A 23,385-nucleotide genomic window follows, 5' to 3' on the forward strand; every position below is an offset into this window, starting at 1 on the left:
GTCCCCTTTCGTTTTCACCTAAAATTTTTCTAATTTTGATTTATGTATAAGAGATAAGCGCATAAAGCATGCCGCAGAGAATCGCACCGCCGAGCAGAAAAAGAAAGGTTTGCGTTAAGAAATCTAATATTTTACTCGGCTTTCGATCTAATTTGCGATTATGTACGTGCAGAACTCCGTAAGAAAGTCCTCCCTGGGCTGTTCCTGAAATATGTCCACGGTTTTTGCTTTTTTTTCTCGGTTCCATGAAGCCCCTCCTATTCTATATCTTTCATAAAATAAATATGTATTTTAATCTTACAACAAAGTCAACTTGTTAAGAAAGTCCTATTTCAAACTATTTTGAAAAGCTGTTTGTATCTCGTTTTTCTTTTGGTTAAAGAAAAAGGGCAAGGGTATAGTAGGAAGAGGAAGTACAAGAATAAGGAGCGTGGAATATATGAAAGTATTGATAGTCGGAGCAAACGGGCAAATCGGACGACAGTTTGTAAAACTGCTTAGTGAAGATCCTCACCATACACCTGTCGCAATGCTGCGCAGCGAAGAACAAATCAGCTTTTTCAACAGCTTGAACGTTGAATCGGTCTTAGTGAGCCTTGAAGAAAGTGTTCAAGCTATAGCCGCAGTAATGGAAGGTTTCGACGCGGTTGTTTTTACTGCTGGAAGCGGCGGCTCGACTGGAGCGGATAAAACCTTGCTGATCGACTTGGATGGTGCTGCAAAAACAATCGAAGCTGCACAGCAAACAGGAACGGATCGTTTTTTGATGGTCAGTGCCATCCATGCAGATCGCCGCGAGCAATGGGGGAACGAGATTGCGCCGTATTATGTAGCCAAACACCATGCCGATAATATCTTACGCGCAAGCGGGTTGGCATATACGATCATTCGTCCAGGGGCTTTGACGAACGATCCAGGAAGCGGGAAAATACAAGCTGGTGAAAATCTGGAAGGCGGTCCTATTCCACGGGAAGATGTCGCAAAAGTGTTACTTCATGCCCTGACAAGCGAGCATTTGCACGGAAAAACGTTTGAGGTGATTTCGGGGGAAGAGGAAATTGCCGATGCTTTAAAACGGCTATAACAAAAAGCAGGCTTCTTTTAGAAAGCCTGCTTTTTATGGGGAAACTTTTGCATTTTTGAAGCCTAATGCTATTTGAAAGAAAAATGCTAGTGAGCAGCATACGATCGCTACATAGCCAAACGCTGAAATTGGCTGCATTTGAATTGTTTGAACAACAAGAAGGAGCATAAGTGCAGCTATTGCAAAATTAACGATATAAGGCTTGCCATAAAATTTCTTCGATGCGACTCCTACAAAAACCGCAACTGCTATAATCATCATCAGCAGGAAAATTCCCATAATAACTTCTCATCCTTTAACCAGTTTTTTAAATTTTAGCATATTTCCGCAAAATTCGGTAGGCCTCACGGCAACTGCTTGTATGCCAAACGGCTTATAACTTCTTCATGTTGAGGAAATTGTTCAAGCAATTCTTGCTGGCTGAACAATTTAAAGTCGGTAAAATCAAAGCCAGGAGTTACCATACAGCCGACAAGTGAAAAAGTGTCCGCTGTATCAACGGATGAACCGAATATAGATCCTTTTTCGACCAATACTTGAGGCTTCTCCCCTTTTTCGATTGTTAATCCCAATTTTTCCTGCCGATACTCTCCTGTTGGATCAATAATATGCACGGTCAAGGAACTGCCCGCATGAAAATACCACAGTTCATCAGACAACAGTTGATGGAAATGCGAAATGTTTTCAGAGCGAAGCAGGAAATAAATGCTTGTATACAAATGGCGCATGCCCGGATGGCTAGCCGGTGAAATTAATTCTTCGGATTTGAATGATTGCTTAAAATAACCACCTTCCGGATGTTCTTCCATCTGGAGCTGTTCTATCCAATAATCTGCGTTCATATTTTCTCTGCCTTCCCATTTATATTTGAGTGCGTCTTTTTCCCTTGAGAAAAACCTTCAAACAACCGTCCGCCGCAAGGGATCAGGATATTGTCCACCAGCTTGATAACCTCCGCTTTTTGGCCTGTCCGGTAAAAATCATTAAAAACAGCCGTAAAATTGTTGGCATAATCCTGATCGAAATTCCGCAGCGCCCGCACAATCCATTTGGATTGTCCTATCCACCTGCCATTTGTCCTCAAAACAAACTCGCTGGCAGACGCCGATAAGGCGCTTGCGATAAATAAATCTTCCGAACGATCTGAACTGCCGATAAAATCATCCAGCAAGTCTGTAAGAAAATAACGCTTTATCCCAATAGTTTCTTCCGTCCATGCTTCGGGTCCTTTTTCCAACAAATATTCCGCTTCGGCCTTGATCGCTTTTAGCCTCACTTCTCCTTTGATTGCGGTTCCTTCTGCAACCATCGTCGGCAGAGATGGCCGAGCACGGCTGCAATCACTTTGAAAAAAGGCTTGATACGATCTGAAATTATGGACAAACACTTCGATGGGCCATCCATTTTCTCTAAAGGATTCCCGGTAAGAGCCAGAGATCTGCTCATCAAAAATTACAATGTCGAGATCCGAACTGATTGTCGCCTCTCCTCTGACGGTGCTGCCCGCAAGCAATGCACACTGGCATAATGGAAAGTGCTGATCTACAAATTCCGCTGCCGCCTCTTTAGCTTCTTTGCGATAGATTGCCAAACTGCTTTCACCTCTTTTTATTTACCACTATGAACACTTTTTTTACTTATTGATTCTGTGCAAATGAACCCTTTATCATCTAGCAGCAATAGAAATGTTGGAGGATGCCTCCAACAAAAATAAAAGAGCTGGAAAAGATTCCAACTCTTTTATTTTTGTTTATGCCTGCGCATTTCCGCGACCGCGTTATTATATTTATCAAAATCAAACTCCAAGGTGTTCGGTTTGTAAAAATACAGAATAGATTGTTTTTCCCCTTGGACCAGCATATGATTGACGACCGCTTTCGGGCTTGCCATGTCGATGCCTTCTTGTTCAGCATTGCTTAATTTTTGAATGATCTCTTTTGGTGTAGTGTTCACTGTTCAGACGTCCTTTCTGTTTTATAGGCTGACAATGCCCGCAAATCCAAAATTGGATCAAGCTTAAGAAAATCTGGCCGGCGCAAAAGCTTGATCAGCTGTGCTGCCGTTTCTTCCGGCGTGCTCAATTTGCCTGTATCTTTATAGTCCTGGAATTGTCCAAGTAGCGGAAAATCCAGTTCATTGCTTTTTCGGATCTGCTCCTGCATACCTGTATCAATGATCCCTGGAGCTACAGCCACCACTTTTACATCATCTTCTTCTGCATCCAATACCCTGCTGAAATGGTCGAGTCCCGCTTTTGACGCGCAATAGGCGCTCCAACCTCGGTATACTTTCCTCCCGGCGCCAGATGAAATGTTGACGATCGATTTTATACAGTCCACATTTTTAAACTGGGCAATAAACGATGAACTCAAAATCATCGGCGCAGTTAAGTTCAAGTTGATGTTCGCTTGTATCGCCAGCGGATCGTTTTGCCCTGAAAAACCGATGGGTTCAATAGTGCCTGCATTGTTAATCAAGGTAATGCTTTGCACATTTTCAGGAAGCGCTGAAGCGATTTTGGCGACCAGGCCTGGAATTTCCGGCAAATCGGTCAAATCGAACTCATAGAAAAGTTCTCTATTCCACTCACTGTTCTTGGACCGGGCAATACCGAAGACAATATGCCCTGCCTCGACTAACTGCCTGCATAATGCCAGTCCAATGCCTTTGGAAGCTCCGGTAACAATGAAAACTTCCATCAGCTATGCACCTTTCCCGCTTTTTGGAACATGATATCCCCAGCGACTACCGTCATTTCCACTTGCGCTTCAAGCAGCTGTTCTTCGCTGCCTTCGAACAAATCCCGGTCAAAAACAGTAAAGTCTGCATCAAAACCTTCTTTGATCATGCCGCGTTCATGTTCTTTGCAAATAGCACCGGCTGAGCCGCTTGTATAAAGCCCAATAGCTTCAAAGCGGGAAAGTTTTTCTCCCGGCAAATAACCTTCATGTGCATCATAAGGATTTCTTCTGGTTACAGCTGCATAAATGCCCAGGCGCGGATCCACTTCTTCAATCGGCGCGTCTGAGCCGCCAGCGCAGATCAAACCGCTGTCTAAAAGCTTTTTCCAAGCATAGGACCATTCCATCCGCTCTTCGCCAAGCCGTTCGACTACCCAAGGGAAATCGGATGTTACAAAGCTTGGCTGCAAATCCAAGATAACATCAAGTTTTTGCATACGCTCTACCAAATCTTCGCGGACCACAACCGTGTGGATCAGCCGGTCGCGCTTTCCTTTTGGAACCGGATGCGCTTCGATGGCATCCAGCGCTTTTTCCAAACCAAGGTCGCCGATAACATGAATCGCTACTGCTTCATCGTATTTTCTGGCTAATGCAACTAGCTCCGCCAATTCGTTGTCTCCGTGGATAGCTACCCCACTAGTGGACGGGTCGTCGTTATACGGTTTGCTAAGAAGCGCGGTTCTCCCACCCATGGCTCCGTCTGCGAAGATTTTCATCGGGCCGGGATCGATAAACGGTTCAAAGTATTCGGCGCCTTCCATCATTTTTTCAAATTCACTATGGGCACGCAATAAATGCGCACGGAATTTGCGCTTTTTTGTGATGACGTTCTTGAAAGCTTGCAGCGGGCGCGAATAATCGCCGTAATAACCCATGTCTTCTGTATGAGCGCCAGTCAGTCCAAGTGACAGCAAATCATCGACCGACTTTTCAAGTGCGCGGGTCAAAAAGGCGACGCTCACTTCCGGGACTTTCGCAGAAACCAAGTCTTGTGCAGCGTCGAGCAAATAACCTGTCGGCTCGCCATCATTATCACGTACAATAACGCCGCCTTCCGGATCAGGCGTATCTTTCGTGATGCCGGCTAACTCCAATGCACTAGAATTTGCCAGGATGGCGTGCCTGCAAATCCGCTTCAACAGCATCGGCGACTCTGTTATTTCATCCAGTTCATGGCGATGGAAAATTTTCCGGTCCGGAAAATTATTTTCGTTCCAGCCTTCTCCGATAAACCATTCACTGCTGGCAATAGTGGCGGTTTCGCTGATCAGCCGCTCTTTCATTTCCTCCGCAGATTCGATTTTTGATAAATCGACACGCAATAATTTCTCGCCATGGCCGATCATATGCATGTGGCTGTCCACTAATCCGGGATAGACCACTTTCCCATTCAAATCCTGTTCTGCATCAGCGATTTTCTTCAACTCTTCATATGGTCCAACTTTTATTATTTTGCCGTCCTCGACCAATACCGAATCGACTCTTTCTCCTTCGGCAGCCATCGTATAAATAGTCCCTCCGTGCCACAACACTTTCATTTGACCACTCCTTTTCTCTTTATTCATCATAAATCCTAATTCTGATAGGTTCAATAAGATTGATTTGAAATAACAAAATGTTTTATTGTAAGCATCTAAAAAGAAAGTGAAAATGATTTATGGTATAATCGTTCTTATCTATAGAAAGCAGAGGTGAACCCTCCAAGCCGGAGGGACTAATTGGACAGTATACTTTTATTGAATTTGTTTTTGGTCGTTTTGCTGATTGGGCTAACGGCGTTATTTGTCGGTTCGGAATTTTCCATCATCAAAGTGAGAATGTCCAGGATTGACCAACTAATTTCTGAAGGCCATAAAGGCGCAGGACGGACCAAAAAAATCATTGATAACCTGGATTATTATTTGTCCGCGTGTCAACTTGGTATTACCGTTACAGCACTCGGACTCGGGTGGCTCGGTGAACCAACAGTAGAACGGATTTTGCACCCGTTATTCGACCATTTGAGTATCGGCGAAACAACATCTTCTATTCTCTCGGTGGCGATCGCTTTTACTTTGATCACATACATTCATGTGGTTATTGGAGAATTGGCACCTAAAACTCTGGCTATTCAATATGCTGAAAATATGGCGTTGTTCTTCTCTCGCCCATTGATCCTGTTCGGTGTCATTATGGGACCTTTCATTTGGCTTATGAACGGTTCTGCCCGTGTGTTCTTGCGGATGTTCGGAGTCGAACCTGCAGGCCATGAACAAGCCCATTCCGAAGAAGAATTGAAAATCATCATGAACAAAAGCTTCCGAAGTGGTGAAATCAATCAAACAGAACTTTCCTATATGCAAAATATTTTTTCTTTTGATGAACGGACTGCCAAAGACATCATGCTTCCGCGTACGCAGATGGCAACCATTTCCCTTGAAATGGACCACGAGGATCTAATGGAAATTGTGCGGGATAATCAATACACGCGTTATCCGGTTACGGAGAACGGCGATAAAGATGACATTATCGGCTTTATCAATGTTAAGGAAATGCTGACCAATTACACGTATAAACAAGATTTGAAAGCAAGTACGACTGTCCATGACATTCCGTTCGTCCATGAACTAGCTTCACTTCAAGATGTACTGCGCAAAATGCAGAAAGAGCGCGTCCATATGGCGATTGTCATTGATGAATATGGCGGTACCGCCGGCGTGATCACGATGGAAGACATATTGGAAGAAATCGTCGGAGAAATCCGTGATGAATTTGATGAAGATGAACAGGAAGACATCAAAGTTCTTGATGAAGACCATTATGTTTTGAGCGGCCGGGTATTGCTTTCTGATTTAGAAGAGCGTTTTGCTTTGAAGTTTGATGATAGTGAAGATGTAGATACGATAGGCGGATGGATTCAGTTGAAAAACACCGATATCCAAGAAGGCGGTTCAATTCCGCTTCTGACCCATACAGTAACTGTGGAAGAAATGGAACATCATCAAATCATATCCGTATTGCTGACCCGGATTCCAGAAAAAGAACCAGTTGAAAAGAAATTGCCTATTTAATTATTAAAGCAAAAACTTCCTACAGTCTGTCTGTAGGAAGTTTTTGCTTTATTTTTTATTGATTTGGGACTTCTCAAATTCAAACTTTTTCATCAGCATTTCGCCTGTATATCCATCTTGGATAAGCTGGGCTAAAATGGCTTTTGTTTCTTCGTCCGCCGCTTCGATATGTTCGGCACGGTCGATTTCCACTACATTCTCCTCATCCGTAATCCAGTCTGAAAAGCTGCCTGTATACAGGCGGAGCTGCTGATGGCCTTTTTCCGCCAGGACGGCATATACTGCAGCTGCTGATACTCCACTGCCGCAATAAACAACAGCCGGTTCATTTTTCTGCAGGAGATCAGTAAAATCGACGTCTTCGTAAAATTCATTGCCGTGGACCAATCGCGCCCAATCATAATTCCGAGCTCCAGGTATGCGACCAGCCACTTTATCAAGCGGTTCGTTGATGCCTGCATAACGCTCCGCTGAACGGGCATCCACTAAGACGCCAAGTTCTTTGCCGGCAACAAGGCTTTTCACATAATTACGGTCTGCGTAAAGTGCATCAACGAATTGAAGTTCGGCAAATGTCGGTTCATAATCCGGCACTTCAGCGGAAACCGCAATCCCTTGTTTTTTCAAAGCGGAAAACCCCAGCTTGCTGATAAAGACATTTTCAAATCCGGCATACTTCAAGAGCCACCATGCACGGGCGGCAAATGGCGCGCCGCCTTGATCATAAATAACCACTTGGTCTTCCGGCGTCAAGCCGCTTGAACGAACCAAACGGACCAGTTGATCTTTTGATGGCATCGGATGGCGCCCACCTTCAGCTTCCATGTCCGACAAGTCCTTTTCTAGATCCCAAAATATGGCTTCGGCTACGTGCTCATCCATATAGAGCGCTTGACCGGCTTCCGGTCTTCCTAGTTCAAACCTGGCGTCTATCCAACGATATTTTTCAGTATCAGTCGTTTCAATAAAAACATTCATCACTTACACCCTTTCGCCAAGTAAATTTGAGAACCGCTTTTTCCATTCCACTAATTTTTCCTGTTCTTCAAGAAGCGTTCGCTCGGAATCGATTTGGTCGATAGCTTGCCTCATAATATGCTGGCGTAAACCTTCCGCTTCCTGTTCGATCCAAAACTCCGCCCATTCCACCAGCTTCACTTTTTCTACATCCAAATAATGTTGCGCATCCGGTTCCATCAGAGCTTGCAATGCGTCACGCAGCTTTTCTTTTTCGTTCTTCTCAAAAAAGCTTTTATTGTTTTTATAATAAGATTTGACCGCCGAGTAGCTGGCGTTTTCAAACGGCTTGTCAACCGTCAGCATGACCGGTTCTTCAGGTTCATACGGCGTAAAAGAAAAGTCCGGATTCATGGAGATCAATTTTTGCGTATCTTCCTTGAAACGCCCCGCTATTCTTTTTTCTATGAACTGGGCAAGCCTGAAGTTCGTGACGCGGAGTTCCTGCTGGAAATCGAATGCGGTCATATCTTTAATTTCCGCCAGTGCCGTATCCAGTGCCTGCTGCGGGGTTTTGCCAGCAAACACTGAAGGATTGAACGCCTCCTTGAAGAAGTCGTTAAATCGGTAAAATACGCGCTGATTTACATAGTAAAGCAATTCGCCCAACTCCTGGAGCGCTTCTTTTTCAAGCAATTTGGCGCTTGAAGCGCTGAACAGAATGCGCAATTGCTGCTCTAATCTTTTTAATTCACCCAGCCGTTCGTCTTTTCTCAACAGATTTTTCTCCGTATGCTCGATCAAGCTCTGGAAACGGCCAACCGCTTTTTGTTCTTCTTCCGCAAGAGATTGGACCGCCATTCCTTTTAGCTCTTCTTTCAGGAAATGATGGAACGCTTCCTCAAACTGCGGCATACCCGACGTTTCTTTATCCGTCAATGCCAGCAAGCTGGAGACTCCGTAAAGCCTTGGAAAACGGATTCCAAAACGTAGAAGTTCATTTCTCACGTAGTTTTCCACCGCTTCTTTTTCTTCTTGGCTGTTTGCCAAGTCGATAGCGTTGACGATGAAGAACATCTTGTCCATTTCAAAAGCATCTTTGACACGGCCAAGCTGGATAAGAAATTCCCGGTCTGCACGGGCAAAGGCATGATTGTAATAAGTGATAAACAGAATGGCATCAGCGTTTCGGATATACTCGAACGCCACATTAGTGTGACGCGCATTGATCGAATCCGCTCCTGGTGTATCGACAAGCGTCACGCCGTTTCGCGTCAATTCACAATCATAGTAAAAGTCAATTTCGTCAACAAAACAGCTTTTTTCTTCTTGGGCAACATATTCGCCGAATTCTTCACGGTTGGTGCGCAATGTTTCTCCCAATTGTTTTTGAAAACCTGGAAAACCTTTATGGAATGCAGCAATGAACGATTTGTGCACTTGCTGTTCGGTCGCTTCGATTTCCGGCATATTGGATGCCTTCTGGTAGGCTTCTTCCAAAGTTTGGACTGAGACGCCAAGCGCCTGAAATGAATTCCGCACATCTTCTGTCAACTGGGCGGCCGTTTTTAACCGTACATCAGCTGTTTCATGCGGATGCTTAGCGGATACCGGGCGAATTCGATTGATCGTGGCCGTCGTCGGGTTAGGGGATACCGGCAATACTTTTTCTCCAAGCAGCGCATTTGAAAACGAAGATTTTCCGGCACTGAATGCACCGAACAAGGCAATCGTAAATTCCTGGCCGTTCAGCCTCGCCGCTTTCCGTTTCAGATACTCGGCAGTTTCCGCAAAGCCCTTGATCGGCGCTATCGCTTCCGAAGTGCGAAGTGCTCGTTGCAAGATATCTTGTTCGTCAAACGAAACGGCCTCTTCTTGTGCTGTCTCATGTCGCATTTCCGGTGCTTCTGCAGTTTCTGTTTGAAGCATCGAAGGATCCCATTTTTTCATGTCGTCAATCGAGATATGGAAATCCTTTTGCCACTGGTGCATTTTTTCTTGAGCCTTCAATTTTTGAGTCGGCAGCATTGCAGAATAAGCCCGTTTTACTTTTTCAATGCGTTCGTCCATCTCTTCAAGTGTTTGAATGGCCAGCAATTTTTGGTTTAATCGCTTCGCCTTCATATCCATTTCTGTACTTGCATCGTCAGATAGCGCCTCAAACTTTTCTTGTTGTGCTTTTTTCCATCCGTCTGTTTCTTTGATATACCATTTCTGCACAGCAACCGTAATGTTGTTGGCAAAGTTCAAGACCGCGTCTCCAGATAGCACAGCACCTCTAGGAATTTGATCTTCGACGACTGAGAATGGCACATTGAAAGTCTGATCATCGATAGAGAGAGCTTCCGTATCAGTTAATAGCCCGGCATCTTTCAAGGACGTTTTCATCAATTTTTTCATGTGATTTGAAATCTGTGAAGCAACAATTGTCGCTAGCCGTTCTTCCACTTCGTTTTTGCGTACGTCCCGTTCTTCCTGCGTCTTTTTTCCGCTGAACAATAAACCCACTTTGAAATTCGGTTGCACTGACTCCAAATACGCGGTCAACGCATTCCGCAATTCGTAAGGCATGATGTTGGCGTTTTCCACCAGCTCTTTTCTTGCTTTTTCAAAGTTTTTTTGCCAGTCATCAAATTCCAGCACCGATAATCGGCGGGAAACTTGAGCCATTTCTTTTTTTACGTCTTCCCTCATTGCCCATTCTTCCTCCGACAGTACGGAAGAAAAAGCATGAAGCCGCTCTTCTTTTTCATCTTCCAAAAATTGTATATGTTCATCTTTCAGCTGCTGCAAGGCATGTTTCGCAGAAGTACCGGCATGCCCATTCCAATTCTCCATAGAAGATGCGACCAGCTTTTTCACTTTTGCAAAATCGTTGCCGTGGTGACCATAGTCTTTAAGCGAAGTGAAAAAGATGTCCTTCGGCACGACGCCCCAAGCAGCAAAGGATTCATGAACAGATTTCTTGAAGTCGGCAAAGCTCAGTTCCTGGTCTTGGTGTTTGTCTATTTGGTTGACAATCAAATATAAATCCGTGTACTTCTGCAGTTCTTTTGTAAAGTTAAAATTCAGTTCGGATTGCACATGGTTATAATCCATGACGTAAAAAACCATATCCGCGACATGAAGCGCCGACTCGGTCGATAGACGGTGGGCATCATCCGTGGAATCGACCCCTGGTGTATCCATAACGGTAATGTTATCTGGCAGGACAGAGTCTTTATGGCCAATTTCAATTTGTGTAACATCCCCGCTTTTGCAAAATGCTTTGACAGCTTCAAAATCGTAGTTCTCAGGAAAATAGACCGGCGCTTCATTTTTCATGTTGACGATAGCAAAATCCGTATCTGCTTTTCGTACATTTACGATATTAGCACTCGTCGGAATCGGGCTGGACGGCAATAAAGTCTCGCCAGTCAACGCATTAATCATCGACGATTTACCAGAAGAAAAATGGCCGGCGAATCCGATGATGAAATTGTTTTTCAGCACTTTCTTTGCAAACAGCTCAGCCTTGGCTGCGCGCTCCGTATCTTCGTTCTCTTCAAAAATTTGGTAAAGCCGCGCTGTTTCAATTAAATCTTTTTCATAATCTAAAGCTGTCATTTAAGAATCTCCTTCATCACAATACTGTTACCATCATATCATTTTTTCGAAAGGAACGAAAAAAATCCTTTCCACCAGGAAAGGATTTTGATTTTCAGGAAAAACCATGGATGGTCATCCCGCCATCAACGAATAGGGTTTGCCCTGTTATGTAACTTGCGGCGTCCGATGCCAGGAAAACGACCGGAGATGCGACTTCAGGAAGTTCACCAACTCGTTTCATCGGCGTAACAGCCAATATCGAATTTAAATATTCTTCATCGTTCAGCAATTTTTCGGTAAGAGGCGTTCTGAAATACCACGGACCGATGGCATTGACCCGAATATTGGCAGGCCCCCATTCCATCGCCATCACTTTGGTCATCTGAATGATCGCCGCTTTGGATGCCGCATAAATGACCCCCGTTTTCAATGCACGCTCGCCGCCAACCGAACTGATGTTAACGATTGAGCCGCCGCCGTTCATTTTTTTTGCTGCTTCCTGAGAAAACATGAAGACGCTTTGTGCATTTGTATCCATAATTTTATGCCACTCTGCGTCTGTAGCGTTTGCCAAAGATGAGCGGATATTCATGCCCGCATTATTTACTAGCACATCAATTCCGCCAAACTCCTCTACAGTCTTTGCTACGGCTTTTTGGATTTGCACACGGTCCGTAATGTCCGTCACGCAATAGCTTGTCCGGCCGTTGCCGATTTCTTCCTGCGCTTGTTTAAGATCTTTCTCCGTGCGGGCTACCAGCATGACATTCGCTCCCGCTTCCGCTACCGCAAGTGCGATCGCTTTGCCAATCCCTTTTCCTGCTCCTGTAACAATTGCAGTCTTGCCTTCTAAACTAAACGATTTTAACATACTATCCCCTCCTTTTTTCATTATAATCAAAAAGTTCGGCCCATGGGAAAAGACTTAATGAAACTTCCTTTGCCTCTATCCGTATAATGAATGTGAAATTAGCAGAACAAAGGAGAATTTGCGAATGCCCCATCCGTTTGATAGCATCACCCAGTTTATCTTTGCCGAAAGCGATACTCTTCCAGCCGACGTCATTTTAGTGCCCGGCGGCAGCCACCCTCAGCTTATGGAAAAAGCGGCTTCTTTGTATCATGAAAAAATGGCGCGCTATATCCTCCCTTCCGGAGGCACCAATCCTCGTGTTGAAAAGACGGAATGGGCTTTTCTCCAACAAATCGGCATAGCGAACGGCATTCCGGATTTCGCCATTTTAAAAGAAGAACATGCTCAAAATACATACGAAAATGCACGCTATTCTTTGAAAGTACTCCAACAAAAAGAAATTCTCTTCCGCAAGGTTATTCTTGTCTGCAAAGCATGGCATGCACGGCGGGCATTATTAACTTATCAAGCCATTTTTCCATAAGAAACCTTGTTTTTCATTTCGCCCGTCATAGACGGAACTGGCATCACAAAAGAAAACTGGCATCTGACTCCTGAAGGCATCACCCGCACGATGTCAGAAGTTGAAAAGATAGGCAAGTATTTCAGCCAATTTATAGTACAGCGAAAAGAAGATCAAGGACTATAAAAAAAGGCCATGAACGCATAATGCTTTCATGGCCTTCAGTTATTTATAACTGGTAAATCTTTGTATACTTGTCTTCCAAATAAGAAGCCAGGTGCTCAGCATTCAGGCCTTCACCAGTGGCGTCCTGCAAGATTTCCAGCGGATTTTTCATCGCTCCATGCTGATGGACATGTTCAGTAAGCCAAGCACGGATCGGTGCCACATGGCCTTGTTCCAACAATTCGTCAAAATTAGGCACGTCTTTTAACATCGCGTTTTTCAACTGGGCCGCGTACATGTAGCCAAGGGCATAAGACGGAAAATAGCCGAAGCTAGCGCCTGCCCAATGGACGTCCTGCAAAACGCCTTCTGCATCATTCGCCGGCCGGACACCCAAATATTCTTCGTATTTATCATTCCAAAGTGCCGGCAAATCCTCTACTTGCAGATCGCCATTAAACAAACCTTTTTCTAATTCGTAGCGGATCATGATATGAAGTGCATAAGTCAGTTCATCGGCTTCGATTCGGATTAGCGAGGGTTTCGATTCGTTGATGGCCCGGTAATATGCCTCCAAGCCCACTTCGCCAAACTGATCAGGTGCAAAACTTTTCAATAGCTCGAAATTGGTTTTCCAAAACTTTTCATTGCGCCCTATAAAATTTTCGAAAAACAGTGACTGTGACTCATGGATCCCCATAGAAGCGCCGTCCTCGACAGGCAGACCGGATAACTTTTCATCAAAGTTCTGTTCATAGACTGCGTGGCCACATTCATGGATAGTTCCGAAAACCGCTGTCCGGAAATCTTTTTCGTCATATTTCGTAGTAATCCGGACATCATAGCGGTTGATGCCGATCATGAATGGATGGACTGTTTCGTCCAAACGGCCCGCCTCAAAATCATATCCCAATTGTTCTAAAATTTTAAAACTGAAATCGCGCTGTGCATCTTTTGAAAACTTCCGGAACAAAAAGGCTGTGTCAGGCTTGTTCGGTGCATCTTGAATTTTCCTGACTAATGGTACAATACGGTCCCGCAGCTTGCCGAATACGTCATCGAGCACTTCTGTTGTCATGCCTGGCTCGTATTGATCAAGCAATGTGTTATACGGACTGCCGTTTTTCTCTCCCCAATAGCCGATCATCTTTTTTGTGCTGGCCACCAAATCCACTAAATAAGGCTGAAACATTGAAAAATCGGCTGCCTTTTTAGCATCTTCCCATACCGATTCCGCTTTCGCCTGTAAGATGACATAGTTCTTATATTCTTCAGGCGGCACTTTTTTGCTAAGGTCATAATCTTTTCGGGCTTCTTCCACCGAACGGCGCATTATAGGTTCCAGCTCGTTTTTTTTCGCTTCCAATTCTGAAATCATTTGACCGTATTCTTCTGATGTTGACAAAAGGAATACTTCCGATGATAAAATGCCGATTGTTTCTGAACGCAAATCTGCGCCTTTTTTCGGTGCTCCCGTGCGAAAATCCCAATAAAGCAAAGAGATCGCTTCATTGTACCCATTAATTTTCTTTAAGTGTTCTGTAAATTGAGCTTCCATTGACAAAGCAATCCCTCCTATACATACTAGCAATTATTGTACCATAAGGAGTTGGACTATTTAGACATTTTCCGCATGCACGGGAAGAATTGCTTCCCACAAATGTTCAATAGCTAATTCGTCTTCATTTAGCAACAAATGGATTTCTCCATGGTCATTTGAAGTTCGGATCAAACGGCCGATTCCTTGCTGGACGCGCAGCTGCATAAACGGCAAATCGATTTCTTCCAGCGGATTTTCGCTGAACTTGCGCTTTGCATCGAATACAGGGTCTTTAGGAGGAAACGGCAAATCTACAATGATCACTTTCGTCAGCGCTTCACCTGGAAGATCAAGCCCTTCCCATAAATGGTACGAGCAAAGCACCTGGAATTGCCCTTCCTGAAATTCTCTGACTACAGTAGACAGCTCACGGTCGCCTTCAAATTCAATTTTCACCCCATGCTCTTGCGGCAGTGTCTGCTTAAATTTGTCCATATCTTCTTTGGACTTGAACAATACAAGCGTTTGTTCTTTCGAGCCAAATAGCTCGAAAACGCGTTGGTGCTTATCATGTTGGTGCAGTGGGTGCTTGACGACTTTCATGACGTCCTCGTAATCGAATGGCGAAGGCACAGAAAACGATTGGTAGTTAAAGATTCCTAAGCTATCCGACAGGTAGCTGAAATCTTTTTGAATAGAAAGCGTGGCAGAAGAAAAGATAATCGGCACTTTCCCGTCAAACAGTTTCTCATCCAGAATATCTGTTACCAGACGTGGCATGATGACCAGCGTCTCCACTTCGTCCTTAACTTCGAGCCAGTTGATGGCGTCACCTTCTTCGACAAACAAGCGCATCGAGAATATATAAAGCTCAAAGTATTCTTCTGCCATTTTCAACTCGTATTCAGGAATGGTGTAAAGTTCCCCTTCAAAGACGAACTCTTCCATCATTAAATCTATATGGCGAACCAATTCTTTGCCGAGCGCAATCAATTCCGGTTTTTTCTGAATGCCTTTCCGGTCTTCACCGCTTTGAATCAAACAAGCACGAAGCGTTCTAAAAAATTCATTGTGCAAATCGATGCTCTTTTCAATCATATTCAAGGTTTTTTCACGCACACCATCTACCATGATGCTTTCAGTCACTTCTAGCAAAGTTCTTTCCTGCACTTCGTATGTCAAAGCCCGCTGTGCTGCAAATTCAAGCAAATGCCCTTCATCGAGCACAATCAACGAACTTTCCGGAAGCAAAGGTGTCTGCCCTTCACGTACACGCGTCTCTTTTGTCCAGATATGCTCCATCAAGAAATCATGTGAGCAAATGACCAAATCGGTCGCTTCCCGGTAATGGTTGCGGTGGATGGTTTGGCCGCATTTGTTGCGCAGGTCGCATGCTGCACAGTTCTGAATCGGATGGTAATTGACTTGCTGCCATTCATCATCTGTGACATCCGGAAAACTTGAGCGTTCGCCATAAGGAAACGTATTTTGCATAGAATAGGTTTTATTGACGAACTCGGGCAAGCTGTCCTGGATATCGTCCAAAAATTCCGCATCGCTTCGTTTTTGGGCACCTTCAAGCCGCTGCAAACACAAATATTGGTCCCGCGATTTTGCCAACCGGACATCGAGTTTCAAATCGAACAAATCGTTTAGCCGGTCAATATCGCCACCTTTTTTGACCAATTGCTCAATTAATGTTTCATCGGCACAAGAAATCAGCGCCGGACGGCCTTTATAACGTGCGTAGGCGATCGCCGGCAACAAATACGCGAGCGTTTTTCCTGTCCCGACGCCTGCTTCCGCAAATAAGACGGCCTTTTCTTTTAATGCCTGCTCAATCTGAAATGCCATAAAAATCTGTTCGTCCCGTTCGTCATAGCCTTTTTCGGGAAGCACATCGTAAAAAATATCGCCGATCCATTCATTGAGCGACTCAAAGAACGTTTTATCTTTCATTAATGGAAATGGAATAGGTTGTCTCATAATAGACGCTCCTCACAGAGAAACGGAAGAGCTGTCAGCCCTCCCGTTCTCTTATCTGTTATTTTTTGGACTTTCTCCCCAGAATTGGAACAAATCTGTCCGAATAAAGCCGTTAAATAGTTTTCGTTTTTTCGTGGCAGGCTGCCCGTAAAGTGTTTCGAATTTCTCCATGGAAGACAGCATATAAACCGACCAAGTTGGATGTTTTGAGAAAACACGGCCCATATCTTGTATCATTTCCTGAATCACTTCAATTTCTCCGATTCGTTCACCGTATGGCGGATTGCCGATCACTACGCCATTTTCTTCCTGCGTCGTAAAATCTTTTGCTTGGCGTTGTTTGAATAGGATTAAATCTGCAAATCCGGCTTCTCTCGCATTTTCTTCCGCGATCTTCACCATGCGGTGATCGATATCTGTACCAAGAATATTAAGCGGTTGGTCGTAATTTGCCAACTCATCCGCCTCATTACGCGCGTCTTCCCACAATTGCGGTTTGATCCATGGCCACGCTTCGCTGTCAAATTCACGATTAAAGCCAGGGGCGATGTTTTGGCCAATCATTGCCGCTTCAATCGCAATTGTACCAGAACCGCAGAACGGATCCACAAATGGCCGGTCCGGCGTCCATCTTGAAAGCTTGACAAGTGCTGCTGCCAGTGTTTCCTTTAACGGCGCCTCCCCTTGGTCCAATCGGTAGCCGCGTTTGTGCAAACCGGCGCCGCTTGTATCAATCGAAAGCTGAACTTTATCTTTTAAGATAGAAACTTCAATTTTAAAACGAGGGCCGGATTCATCAAGAAACGAATTTCGGTGGTAAGCTTTTTTCAATCGTTCGACGATCGCTTTTTTAACAATTGACTGGCAGTTTGGCACACTGTGCAATGTCGACTTTACGGATTTTCCGGACACCGGAAATTCGGCATCGACCGGCAGGAACTTTTCCCATTCGATCGCTTTTGTTTTCTCAAACAACTCATCAAACGTATACGCATCAAATTCGCCTGCGACCAGTTTTACACGGTCTGCTGTCCGAAGCCAAAGGTTAGCTTTCACAATCGCCTTTTCGTCGCCTTCAAAAAAGACTTTTCCATTTTCAGTTTGCGTTTCAAATCCTAAAGCTTTCACTTCATCAGCAACGATTGACTCAAGGCCCATTGCCGCAGTTGCAAGTAATTTAAATGTAGCCATAATAACGCCCTTTCTTAATTCATGCCATTTTTTTATTTTAACCAGCAGCTGGCAATCTGCAATTATTTACAATATGAAGAAAAGCTCTCCTAAAGGAGAGCCTTTTTATCAGTTTAAAACCAGAAGAAATTCTATAAGCCATGTTTTGTGTTCCACGTACTCAAGCAGTTTGCACCTCGTACTAGTGGACGGCAACCATCTATCTGCGGGTTTCTCTCCCGCCTCTTCCTCAGTTCAATTCCTTCAGAAAAGTGCCCCTACCATAATTTGGGTTTCTCACTCGCGGGGTTTACCTCGTTCCACCTGCATAATTTCTTATGCAGCTCCGTCACTGTGGCACTTTCAGGGTATTTCGACCATATCCGAAGACTTAGGTGTTCTACCCGCCGTCAGCCTATTAAAGGCTGCCTCAGCTTATTGTTTCGCTGAGCGCGATCACTACGGCCATCTCAGGTCCGTGTGAGCATGGACTTTCCTCTCTAGCGAGACGCCAGAGCGATTGCCAGAATTTCAAATGGCTTTACTAGTATACGTTATTCCAAGAAAGAAAACAACCAATTAGTCGTTGTGCAGCTTGTTTCCGAAAACGTGATTTTCTAAATGGGAAAGCCGGCGCAATATATCAAAGTTGGTTGTGCCTGGAACCGGAGTTGCTTGCTTTCTAGGCATATCTTCGAGTTCCATGCGCAGCCGTTTGTTTTCATTTTGAAGCTGCTCTATTTTTTTCGAGAAAATTTCATAGTCTTGGATGATTTCGTCTAAAAAATGATCTACTTCATCTTGGTTATAGCCGCGCATGCCTGTTTTAAAATCTTTTTCTAAAATGTCTTTTGCTGTGAATTTAGTTTCCATTATTATCGTCCTTCCATAAGGTGAAACTTCAATTAACGGGAACGTTTCCCGCAAATTGTTAGTTCAATCAACCGTTAGTTATCAAATCAATTATTTTACGATTAAAAAACCCTGCCTTACACTAAGTATAGCATAAGGCAGGTTTTTCATGTCTACATCTTGTTAACTTGCTGGCGTTTTTTTGTCTTCTTTTCGTCCAGGCGCCGCTGTCTTTTTTCAATATCCATAAGCAGTGAGTTGCGGACTTTAGCATGTTCACTCGCCTCTTTGGCAAATCCGGTCATGATGATCGCCTGCTCTATATCGCCCAACTGATGTTCATACAATTTAGCGGCATGGATCCACGCTTCGACTTCGATGGTTCCACGCAAATGCGGCGCTGCTTCTTTGAACAAGCGAACTGCATCAAGCGGCTGCCCGCTCCTTTTTTTCTGGATGGCAAGCAGATACCGTGCCAGCGAAGCTTGAGCTCCGCGTTGTTCGGTTACATGTTCAAGATAAATGGCGCTTTGGTCGAACTGTTTCAAATCCGCATACCATTTTCCGATATTTGTATAAGCACCAGAAGTTTCTGATGCAAAATCCTCCATCAATAAGTCGGATGACAAAACATAGAGCGAAACAAGAGACAAAATATCCAGTTCATTGTGGAACAGAACTTTTGCCAGCGCCTCTGGGAATCCGCTCTTAACTGCATCCAAATAGATTGCAGGAATCAAATAACCCGGCACATCGCCTTCTCTCTTGAACCCCAACTTTTCTTCTTCGATAGTACTGAGTTTCATGCGCTCAAGTTCATTTTTCCAAATGCGTTTAGTCCCATGGAACAAATCGATTTGCCGGGGAACGGGCAGTTTTGGCAATAGATTCCGATGCATTGTCCATCTCGACATCAGCTGCGGCCAATCAAAGCTTTTGCCATTATAGGAAAAGATGATGGGATTTTCATCTTTCCACAACCCCGTCTCATATAAGAACGCGGCTTCATGTGAAGGATCCGGCATGATGTATTGCATCATTTCAAAGCCATCTTCCTTTTTAACAAGCAGACCGATCAGGAAAATATAAGCGCCGGTTCCGCTTAACCCCGTTGTCTCTGTATCAAAAAAAACAATGGGATCACCAGGGTTCAGCTTGAACGGATGATCGAACGGGGTACCTCCCCATGCCCCCAGTACCCGTTCCAATTCATTTAGTTTCACTTTTCCATGAACAGTATCGAACGGATAATGGATTTTCTTCTCAAAAACATAACCGAATTTATTTTCCTTTAATGTCAGGCCGATTCCATTCCATTTGTTTTCATGAGCCGGGCGCTCTGCTGCTTTCGTTTTCTGCTTTTTGGCAGGCTCTTTTTTCAGCAAGCCTTTCATCTGTAAAAGTTTGCTTTCAAACGACATATACACTCACCCTTCGTTGCGAAGCTCATTTAAAAGCTCGATAACATGGCCCTTCATACTGATGGCTGCATCTTGAGCACCGATGCAAGACGGACAGCCGTCCAAACATGGGCATTCCGAGACGTGCTGCTGCGCTTTGTCTAGCAGTGGCTGCCATAAATCATAAATGCGTTCACTGATGCCGATACCGCCTGGATAAGAATCGTGGATGAAAAACGACGGCAAGTCGTTATGCGGCGATTTTACTTGCGGGACAACATGTACGTCTCTTCGGTCGCATTGCACGAAAATCGGTATGAATGATTCGATGGCATAAGCCGCTCCAGTCATCGTATCAGAAAGCTCGGCTTCGCTGAAGTTTTCCGGCCGGGCAAAACTAAGCCAAGTAGAACTTGTATGAAGTTCCACCGCAGGCAAAGAAATCGGTCCAGAGCCAATGTTGTCATGAGTATCAAAGCGAATTTTTTTAAAGATTGTAGGCATTGCCAAAACCGCAATATCTCCGAAATGTACGTAGGCATCGTGGAATTCACGCGTCTTGTCTTCACTCATCACTTTTAGCTCCACCGCCAGATTAGCGTCGGTAAAATAATCCACGTCCACTTCAGTGACATACGCTTTTTTCTCTTCCCAATCGAGAATTTCCACTTGGAACTGCGTGCCTTGATGCAGGTAAATCGCTTCTTCGTGCAAAAGGGTCATCGCACTAAAGCGGTCCATTTCTCCGATAACCCGTGTATCGGCTGGAACAGACTGATCGATGATCACGACATTTTCTTGGGTTGCCGAGCGCAACGAGATGTCATGGGCTGGAAACCGGTCGCTCATCCAATGCCAACGGTCCGAAGTACGAACCAGTACCCCTTCTTCCTGCAAGTATTCCAACAGTTCCTGCACTTCGAATTCACCGTATCGGTCATCTGCAGTAAAAGGAAGCTCAAAACTCGCGCATTTCAAGTGATCCATCAAGATAATGATGTTTTCCGGATGTATTCGGGCTTCTTCCGGTGATTGGTCTAGTAAATATTCCGGATGATTGATAATATATTGATCGAGAGCAGTAGATTGAGCGACATAGACTACTAGTGATTCGTCTTGCCGCCGCCCTGCCCGCCCTGCTTGCTGCCAGGCACTTGCAATGTTCCCGGGATACCCTGTCATGATGCATGCCTGAAGCTGACCAATATCGACCCCGAGTTCTAATGCATTCGTCGAAACGACACATTGAATCGTGCCATCTCGCAGCCCTTTTTCAATGGCGCGGCGTTCTGTCGGCAAATATCCGCCTCGATATCCTTTGATCGATTCATCCTGTAGTTTCATTTTCGTAACCGCCTGCAGATAAGTAACAAGCATTTCTACCCGTACGCGGCTTTTGGCGAAAACGATGGTCTGAATGCCTTGTTTGATCAGATGAGTCGCCAGATCCCGCACTTCAAGAATAGCGCTTCTCCTTACGCCAAACGTTGGGTGAACAATTGGCGGATTATAAAAGACAATGTGCTTTTTGCCGCTTGGCGCGCCGTTTTTGTCGATCAGCACATGATCTGAATTTGTCAGCTTTTCAGCAAGTTCTTTTGGATTGGCGATTGTCGCGGATGTACAGATAAACACCGGATTGCTGCCATAAAATTCACAAATGCGCTTTAACCGGCGAATCACGTGGCCTACGTGCGTGCCAAAAACACCTTTATACGTATGGAGCTCATCAATCACTATATAATGTAGATTTTCAAAAAGTGAAACCCATTTTGTGTGGTGCGGCAGAATAGCCGAGTGAAGCATATCCGGATTGGTCATAACGATCTGCCCCGCTTTCCGCACTTTCGTTCGGATAGCCGGTGATGTATCGCCGTCATATGTGTATGACAAAATAGCCTGCTCCGTTTTTTCAATCAAATCGTGTAAATCGCTTTTTTGGTCTTGGGCGAGCGCTTTTGTCGGAAACAAATACAAAGCCCGGGCACCTGGATCGTTCAGAATTTTATGAAGCACCGGCAAATGATAGCAATATGATTTCCCGGAAGCAGTCGGGGTTACAGCGGTAAACGAGGTTCCGCTGACGGCAAGATCAAATGCCTCACGCTGGTGCGTATACAGCTTATCTATTCCTTTTTTGTGAAGCGCCTCTTTCAGGCTGGCATGCATTTCCGGAGGAAACTCTGCGTACCTTGCCGGTTTTTCTTCCATCGTGTGCCAATGGACAATGCGTTCCATCATGTTAGGCTCTGTTTTCCATTCTTCCATTAACTGGGGTAAGTTTTTCCGTCTAATCATGGCTTTCCGCTCTTTCGTCAATTGCGTTTATAAAAGTTTGGAGCGTGTATTGTGCTGACTGTATGCTTTGGACAAAGCGTTTTTTGCTGGTCTCCTTGTAAAAGCTTTGGACAAAAAATTGCGCCATCCCTTCAGCCGCTGTATCAATCTGCGGTTTGTGGACATATTTCGGGCGTTCTTGCTGAATATATAAAAGTGATTCTTTCTGCCATTCATCTATAATTGTGTGCCAATAGTCAGCATATGGTTTTACATCGTTATAAAAATCCGGTACCGCGTCGTGCTCGCGCATTTCATAAAAGCGGTCCAGACATTTTCCGCATTCGTCAAATAATACGGAAGAGAGTTCTCGGACTGTCATTTTTCATCCCCTCCATTGTTCTAAGTTTATCATATTCGCAAAAAGGAGACGAACTTTATCGAACAAACATTCTTTTCAGTTGGAAAAGAGAGCTGAATCCAGTATCATAAATCTAGTAATTTTGAAACCTTTACTAATGGGCGTCGTCTAAATGCGTGTGATATGATAAAGTAAGCGAGGTGTATCACATTGACCATCAATTATCCGAACGGGAAAAAATTCGTCCCTTCACATAACCTTCCTGCAACTAAAAAGAAAAAGGATTTTTCTTTCAGTAATCGGGGTAAGACATTAGAGGATGAGTTGAACGAAACGAACGAATATTATTTGCAGCTGGGACTTGCCGTAATCCATAAAAAACCGGTTCCGGTTCAAATCGTTAAAGTCGAGTACCCGTCAAGAAGTGCAGCAGTAATCCGGGAAGCTTACTTCAGAACGCCTTCCACTACGGATTACAACGGCGTTTGGAACGGGAAATATATCGATTTCGAAGCTAAAGAGACGGAAAATAAAACATCCTTCCCTTTAAAAAATATTCATGACCATCAAATTCACCACATGTCACAAGTCATCAAACAACAGGGCATAGCATTTCTGATTCTCCGTTTTTCATCACTGCAGCGTTACTTTGTCATGCGTTTTGAATCACTGTTAATCTTTTGGGACCGGATGTTAGCTGGAGGCCGAAAATCAATTACATTGCAGGAAATTGAAGAAACCTCTTTCGAAATCGCACCTGGTGCTTTCCCGCCTATCGATTATCTGCCCATCCTGCAAAAGCTTTAAACGAGTCATATTACCGAAAGTGAGGAAC

21 protein-coding genes and 1 other RNA gene are annotated in these 23,385 nt (G+C 44.5%); 4 read left to right on the forward strand and 18 right to left on the reverse strand.

Going from position 1 to position 23,385, the window contains the following annotated elements:
• Positions 1–40: 40 nt before the first annotated feature.
• Complete coding sequence (locus B0H99_RS00845; protein ID WP_106531728.1) at positions 41–247, reverse strand: hypothetical protein; 207 nt, start codon at positions 245–247, stop codon at positions 41–43.
• A 192-nt stretch (positions 248–439) separates the two neighbouring features.
• On the opposite strand from B0H99_RS00845, the gene B0H99_RS00850 reads away from it, so the two are divergent.
• Positions 440–1,084: an SDR family oxidoreductase gene (locus tag B0H99_RS00850; RefSeq protein ID WP_106531729.1), complete on the forward strand. Its 645-nt coding sequence runs from the start codon at positions 440–442 to the stop codon at positions 1,082–1,084.
• Positions 1,085–1,117: 33 nt separating this feature from the next.
• On the opposite strand, the gene B0H99_RS00855 is transcribed toward B0H99_RS00850, so the two are convergent.
• From B0H99_RS00855 to B0H99_RS00880, 6 genes are all read right to left on the reverse strand, one after another.
• Complete coding sequence (locus tag B0H99_RS00855) at positions 1,118–1,363, reverse strand: hypothetical protein (protein ID WP_106531730.1); 246 nt, start codon at positions 1,361–1,363, stop codon at positions 1,118–1,120.
• Between the two features lie 65 nt (positions 1,364–1,428).
• Positions 1,429–1,926 carry a cupin domain-containing protein gene (locus B0H99_RS00860; protein WP_106531731.1) on the reverse strand — a complete coding sequence of 166 codons (498 nt, stop codon included), beginning with the start codon at positions 1,924–1,926 and terminating at the stop codon, positions 1,429–1,431.
• Positions 1,923–2,669, reverse strand: a complete 747-nt coding sequence (locus tag B0H99_RS00865; protein WP_106532008.1) for a nucleotidyltransferase domain-containing protein — start codon at positions 2,667–2,669, stop codon at positions 1,923–1,925. Before B0H99_RS00865 ends, B0H99_RS00860 begins: the two co-directional genes overlap by 4 nt.
• A gap of 155 nt (positions 2,670–2,824) precedes the next feature.
• Positions 2,825–3,037, reverse strand: coding sequence for a hypothetical protein (locus B0H99_RS00870; RefSeq protein WP_106531732.1), 213 nt, complete (start codon positions 3,035–3,037; stop codon positions 2,825–2,827).
• Positions 3,034–3,783 carry an SDR family NAD(P)-dependent oxidoreductase gene (locus tag B0H99_RS00875; RefSeq protein ID WP_106531733.1) on the reverse strand — a complete coding sequence of 250 codons (750 nt, stop codon included), beginning with the start codon at positions 3,781–3,783 and terminating at the stop codon, positions 3,034–3,036. Before B0H99_RS00875 ends, B0H99_RS00870 begins: the two co-directional genes overlap by 4 nt.
• Entirely contained in the window at positions 3,783–5,366 is a 1,584-nt protein-coding gene (locus B0H99_RS00880) for an amidohydrolase (RefSeq protein ID WP_106531734.1), read from the reverse strand. The genes B0H99_RS00875 and B0H99_RS00880 overlap by 1 nt, the downstream gene beginning before the upstream one ends.
• 180 nt (positions 5,367–5,546) lie before the next feature.
• Between B0H99_RS00880 and B0H99_RS00885 the strand changes: the two genes are divergently transcribed.
• On the forward strand, positions 5,547–6,878 hold the full coding sequence (locus tag B0H99_RS00885) for a hemolysin family protein (protein WP_106531735.1): 1,332 nt from the start codon (positions 5,547–5,549) through the stop codon (positions 6,876–6,878).
• Between the two features lie 48 nt (positions 6,879–6,926).
• On the opposite strand, the gene B0H99_RS00890 is transcribed toward B0H99_RS00885, so the two are convergent.
• From B0H99_RS00890 to B0H99_RS00900, 3 genes are all read right to left on the reverse strand, one after another.
• On the reverse strand, positions 6,927–7,856 hold the full coding sequence (locus tag B0H99_RS00890; RefSeq protein ID WP_106531736.1) for a sulfurtransferase: 930 nt from the start codon (positions 7,854–7,856) through the stop codon (positions 6,927–6,929).
• A gap of 3 nt (positions 7,857–7,859) precedes the next feature.
• Positions 7,860–11,441 carry a dynamin family protein gene (locus tag B0H99_RS00895; protein ID WP_106531737.1) on the reverse strand — a complete coding sequence of 1,194 codons (3,582 nt, stop codon included), beginning with the start codon at positions 11,439–11,441 and terminating at the stop codon, positions 7,860–7,862.
• A gap of 94 nt (positions 11,442–11,535) precedes the next feature.
• Positions 11,536–12,294 carry an SDR family NAD(P)-dependent oxidoreductase gene (locus B0H99_RS00900; protein ID WP_106531738.1) on the reverse strand — a complete coding sequence of 253 codons (759 nt, stop codon included), beginning with the start codon at positions 12,292–12,294 and terminating at the stop codon, positions 11,536–11,538.
• Positions 12,295–12,418: 124 nt separating this feature from the next.
• Between B0H99_RS00900 and B0H99_RS00905 the strand changes: the two genes are divergently transcribed.
• Positions 12,419–12,820 (forward strand): YdcF family protein, encoded by a 402-nt coding sequence (locus tag B0H99_RS00905; RefSeq protein ID WP_342750479.1) that lies wholly within the window; start codon positions 12,419–12,421, stop codon positions 12,818–12,820.
• A 208-nt stretch (positions 12,821–13,028) separates the two neighbouring features.
• On the opposite strand, the gene B0H99_RS00910 is transcribed toward B0H99_RS00905, so the two are convergent.
• The 8 genes from B0H99_RS00910 to B0H99_RS00945 form a co-directional block, all read right to left on the reverse strand.
• Entirely contained in the window at positions 13,029–14,522 is a 1,494-nt protein-coding gene (locus B0H99_RS00910; protein WP_146137238.1) for a carboxypeptidase M32, read from the reverse strand.
• A 60-nt stretch (positions 14,523–14,582) separates the two neighbouring features.
• On the reverse strand, positions 14,583–16,490 hold the full coding sequence (locus B0H99_RS00915) for an ATP-dependent DNA helicase (protein WP_106531739.1): 1,908 nt from the start codon (positions 16,488–16,490) through the stop codon (positions 14,583–14,585).
• A gap of 51 nt (positions 16,491–16,541) precedes the next feature.
• Positions 16,542–17,681 carry a THUMP domain-containing class I SAM-dependent RNA methyltransferase gene (locus B0H99_RS00920; RefSeq protein ID WP_106531740.1) on the reverse strand — a complete coding sequence of 380 codons (1,140 nt, stop codon included), beginning with the start codon at positions 17,679–17,681 and terminating at the stop codon, positions 16,542–16,544.
• Positions 17,682–17,810: 129 nt separating this feature from the next.
• Positions 17,811–18,192, reverse strand: an RNA gene (gene rnpB, locus B0H99_RS00925) — RNase P RNA component class B.
• Between the two features lie 47 nt (positions 18,193–18,239).
• Entirely contained in the window at positions 18,240–18,533 is a 294-nt protein-coding gene (gene gpsB / locus B0H99_RS00930) for a cell division regulator GpsB (protein ID WP_106531741.1), read from the reverse strand.
• 152 nt (positions 18,534–18,685) lie between these two features.
• Positions 18,686–19,933, reverse strand: coding sequence for a ribonuclease H-like domain-containing protein (locus B0H99_RS00935; protein WP_106531742.1), 1,248 nt, complete (start codon positions 19,931–19,933; stop codon positions 18,686–18,688).
• A 6-nt stretch (positions 19,934–19,939) separates the two neighbouring features.
• A complete protein-coding gene (locus B0H99_RS00940; protein ID WP_106531743.1) occupies positions 19,940–22,210 on the reverse strand; it encodes a DEAD/DEAH box helicase in 2,271 nt (756 codons plus the stop codon).
• A complete protein-coding gene (locus B0H99_RS00945; RefSeq protein ID WP_106531744.1) occupies positions 22,203–22,571 on the reverse strand; it encodes a YppE family protein in 369 nt (122 codons plus the stop codon). Before B0H99_RS00945 ends, B0H99_RS00940 begins: the two co-directional genes overlap by 8 nt.
• Before the next feature lie 189 nt (positions 22,572–22,760).
• On the opposite strand from B0H99_RS00945, the gene recU reads away from it, so the two are divergent.
• Positions 22,761–23,357, forward strand: a complete 597-nt coding sequence (recU, locus tag B0H99_RS00950; RefSeq protein WP_106531745.1) for a Holliday junction resolvase RecU — start codon at positions 22,761–22,763, stop codon at positions 23,355–23,357.
• Positions 23,358–23,385 lie beyond the last annotated feature (28 nt).

This window comes from Planomicrobium soli (assembly GCF_003014655.1).
GTDB classification, from domain to species: Bacteria; Bacillota; Bacilli; order Bacillales_A; family Planococcaceae; genus Planococcus; species Planococcus soli_B.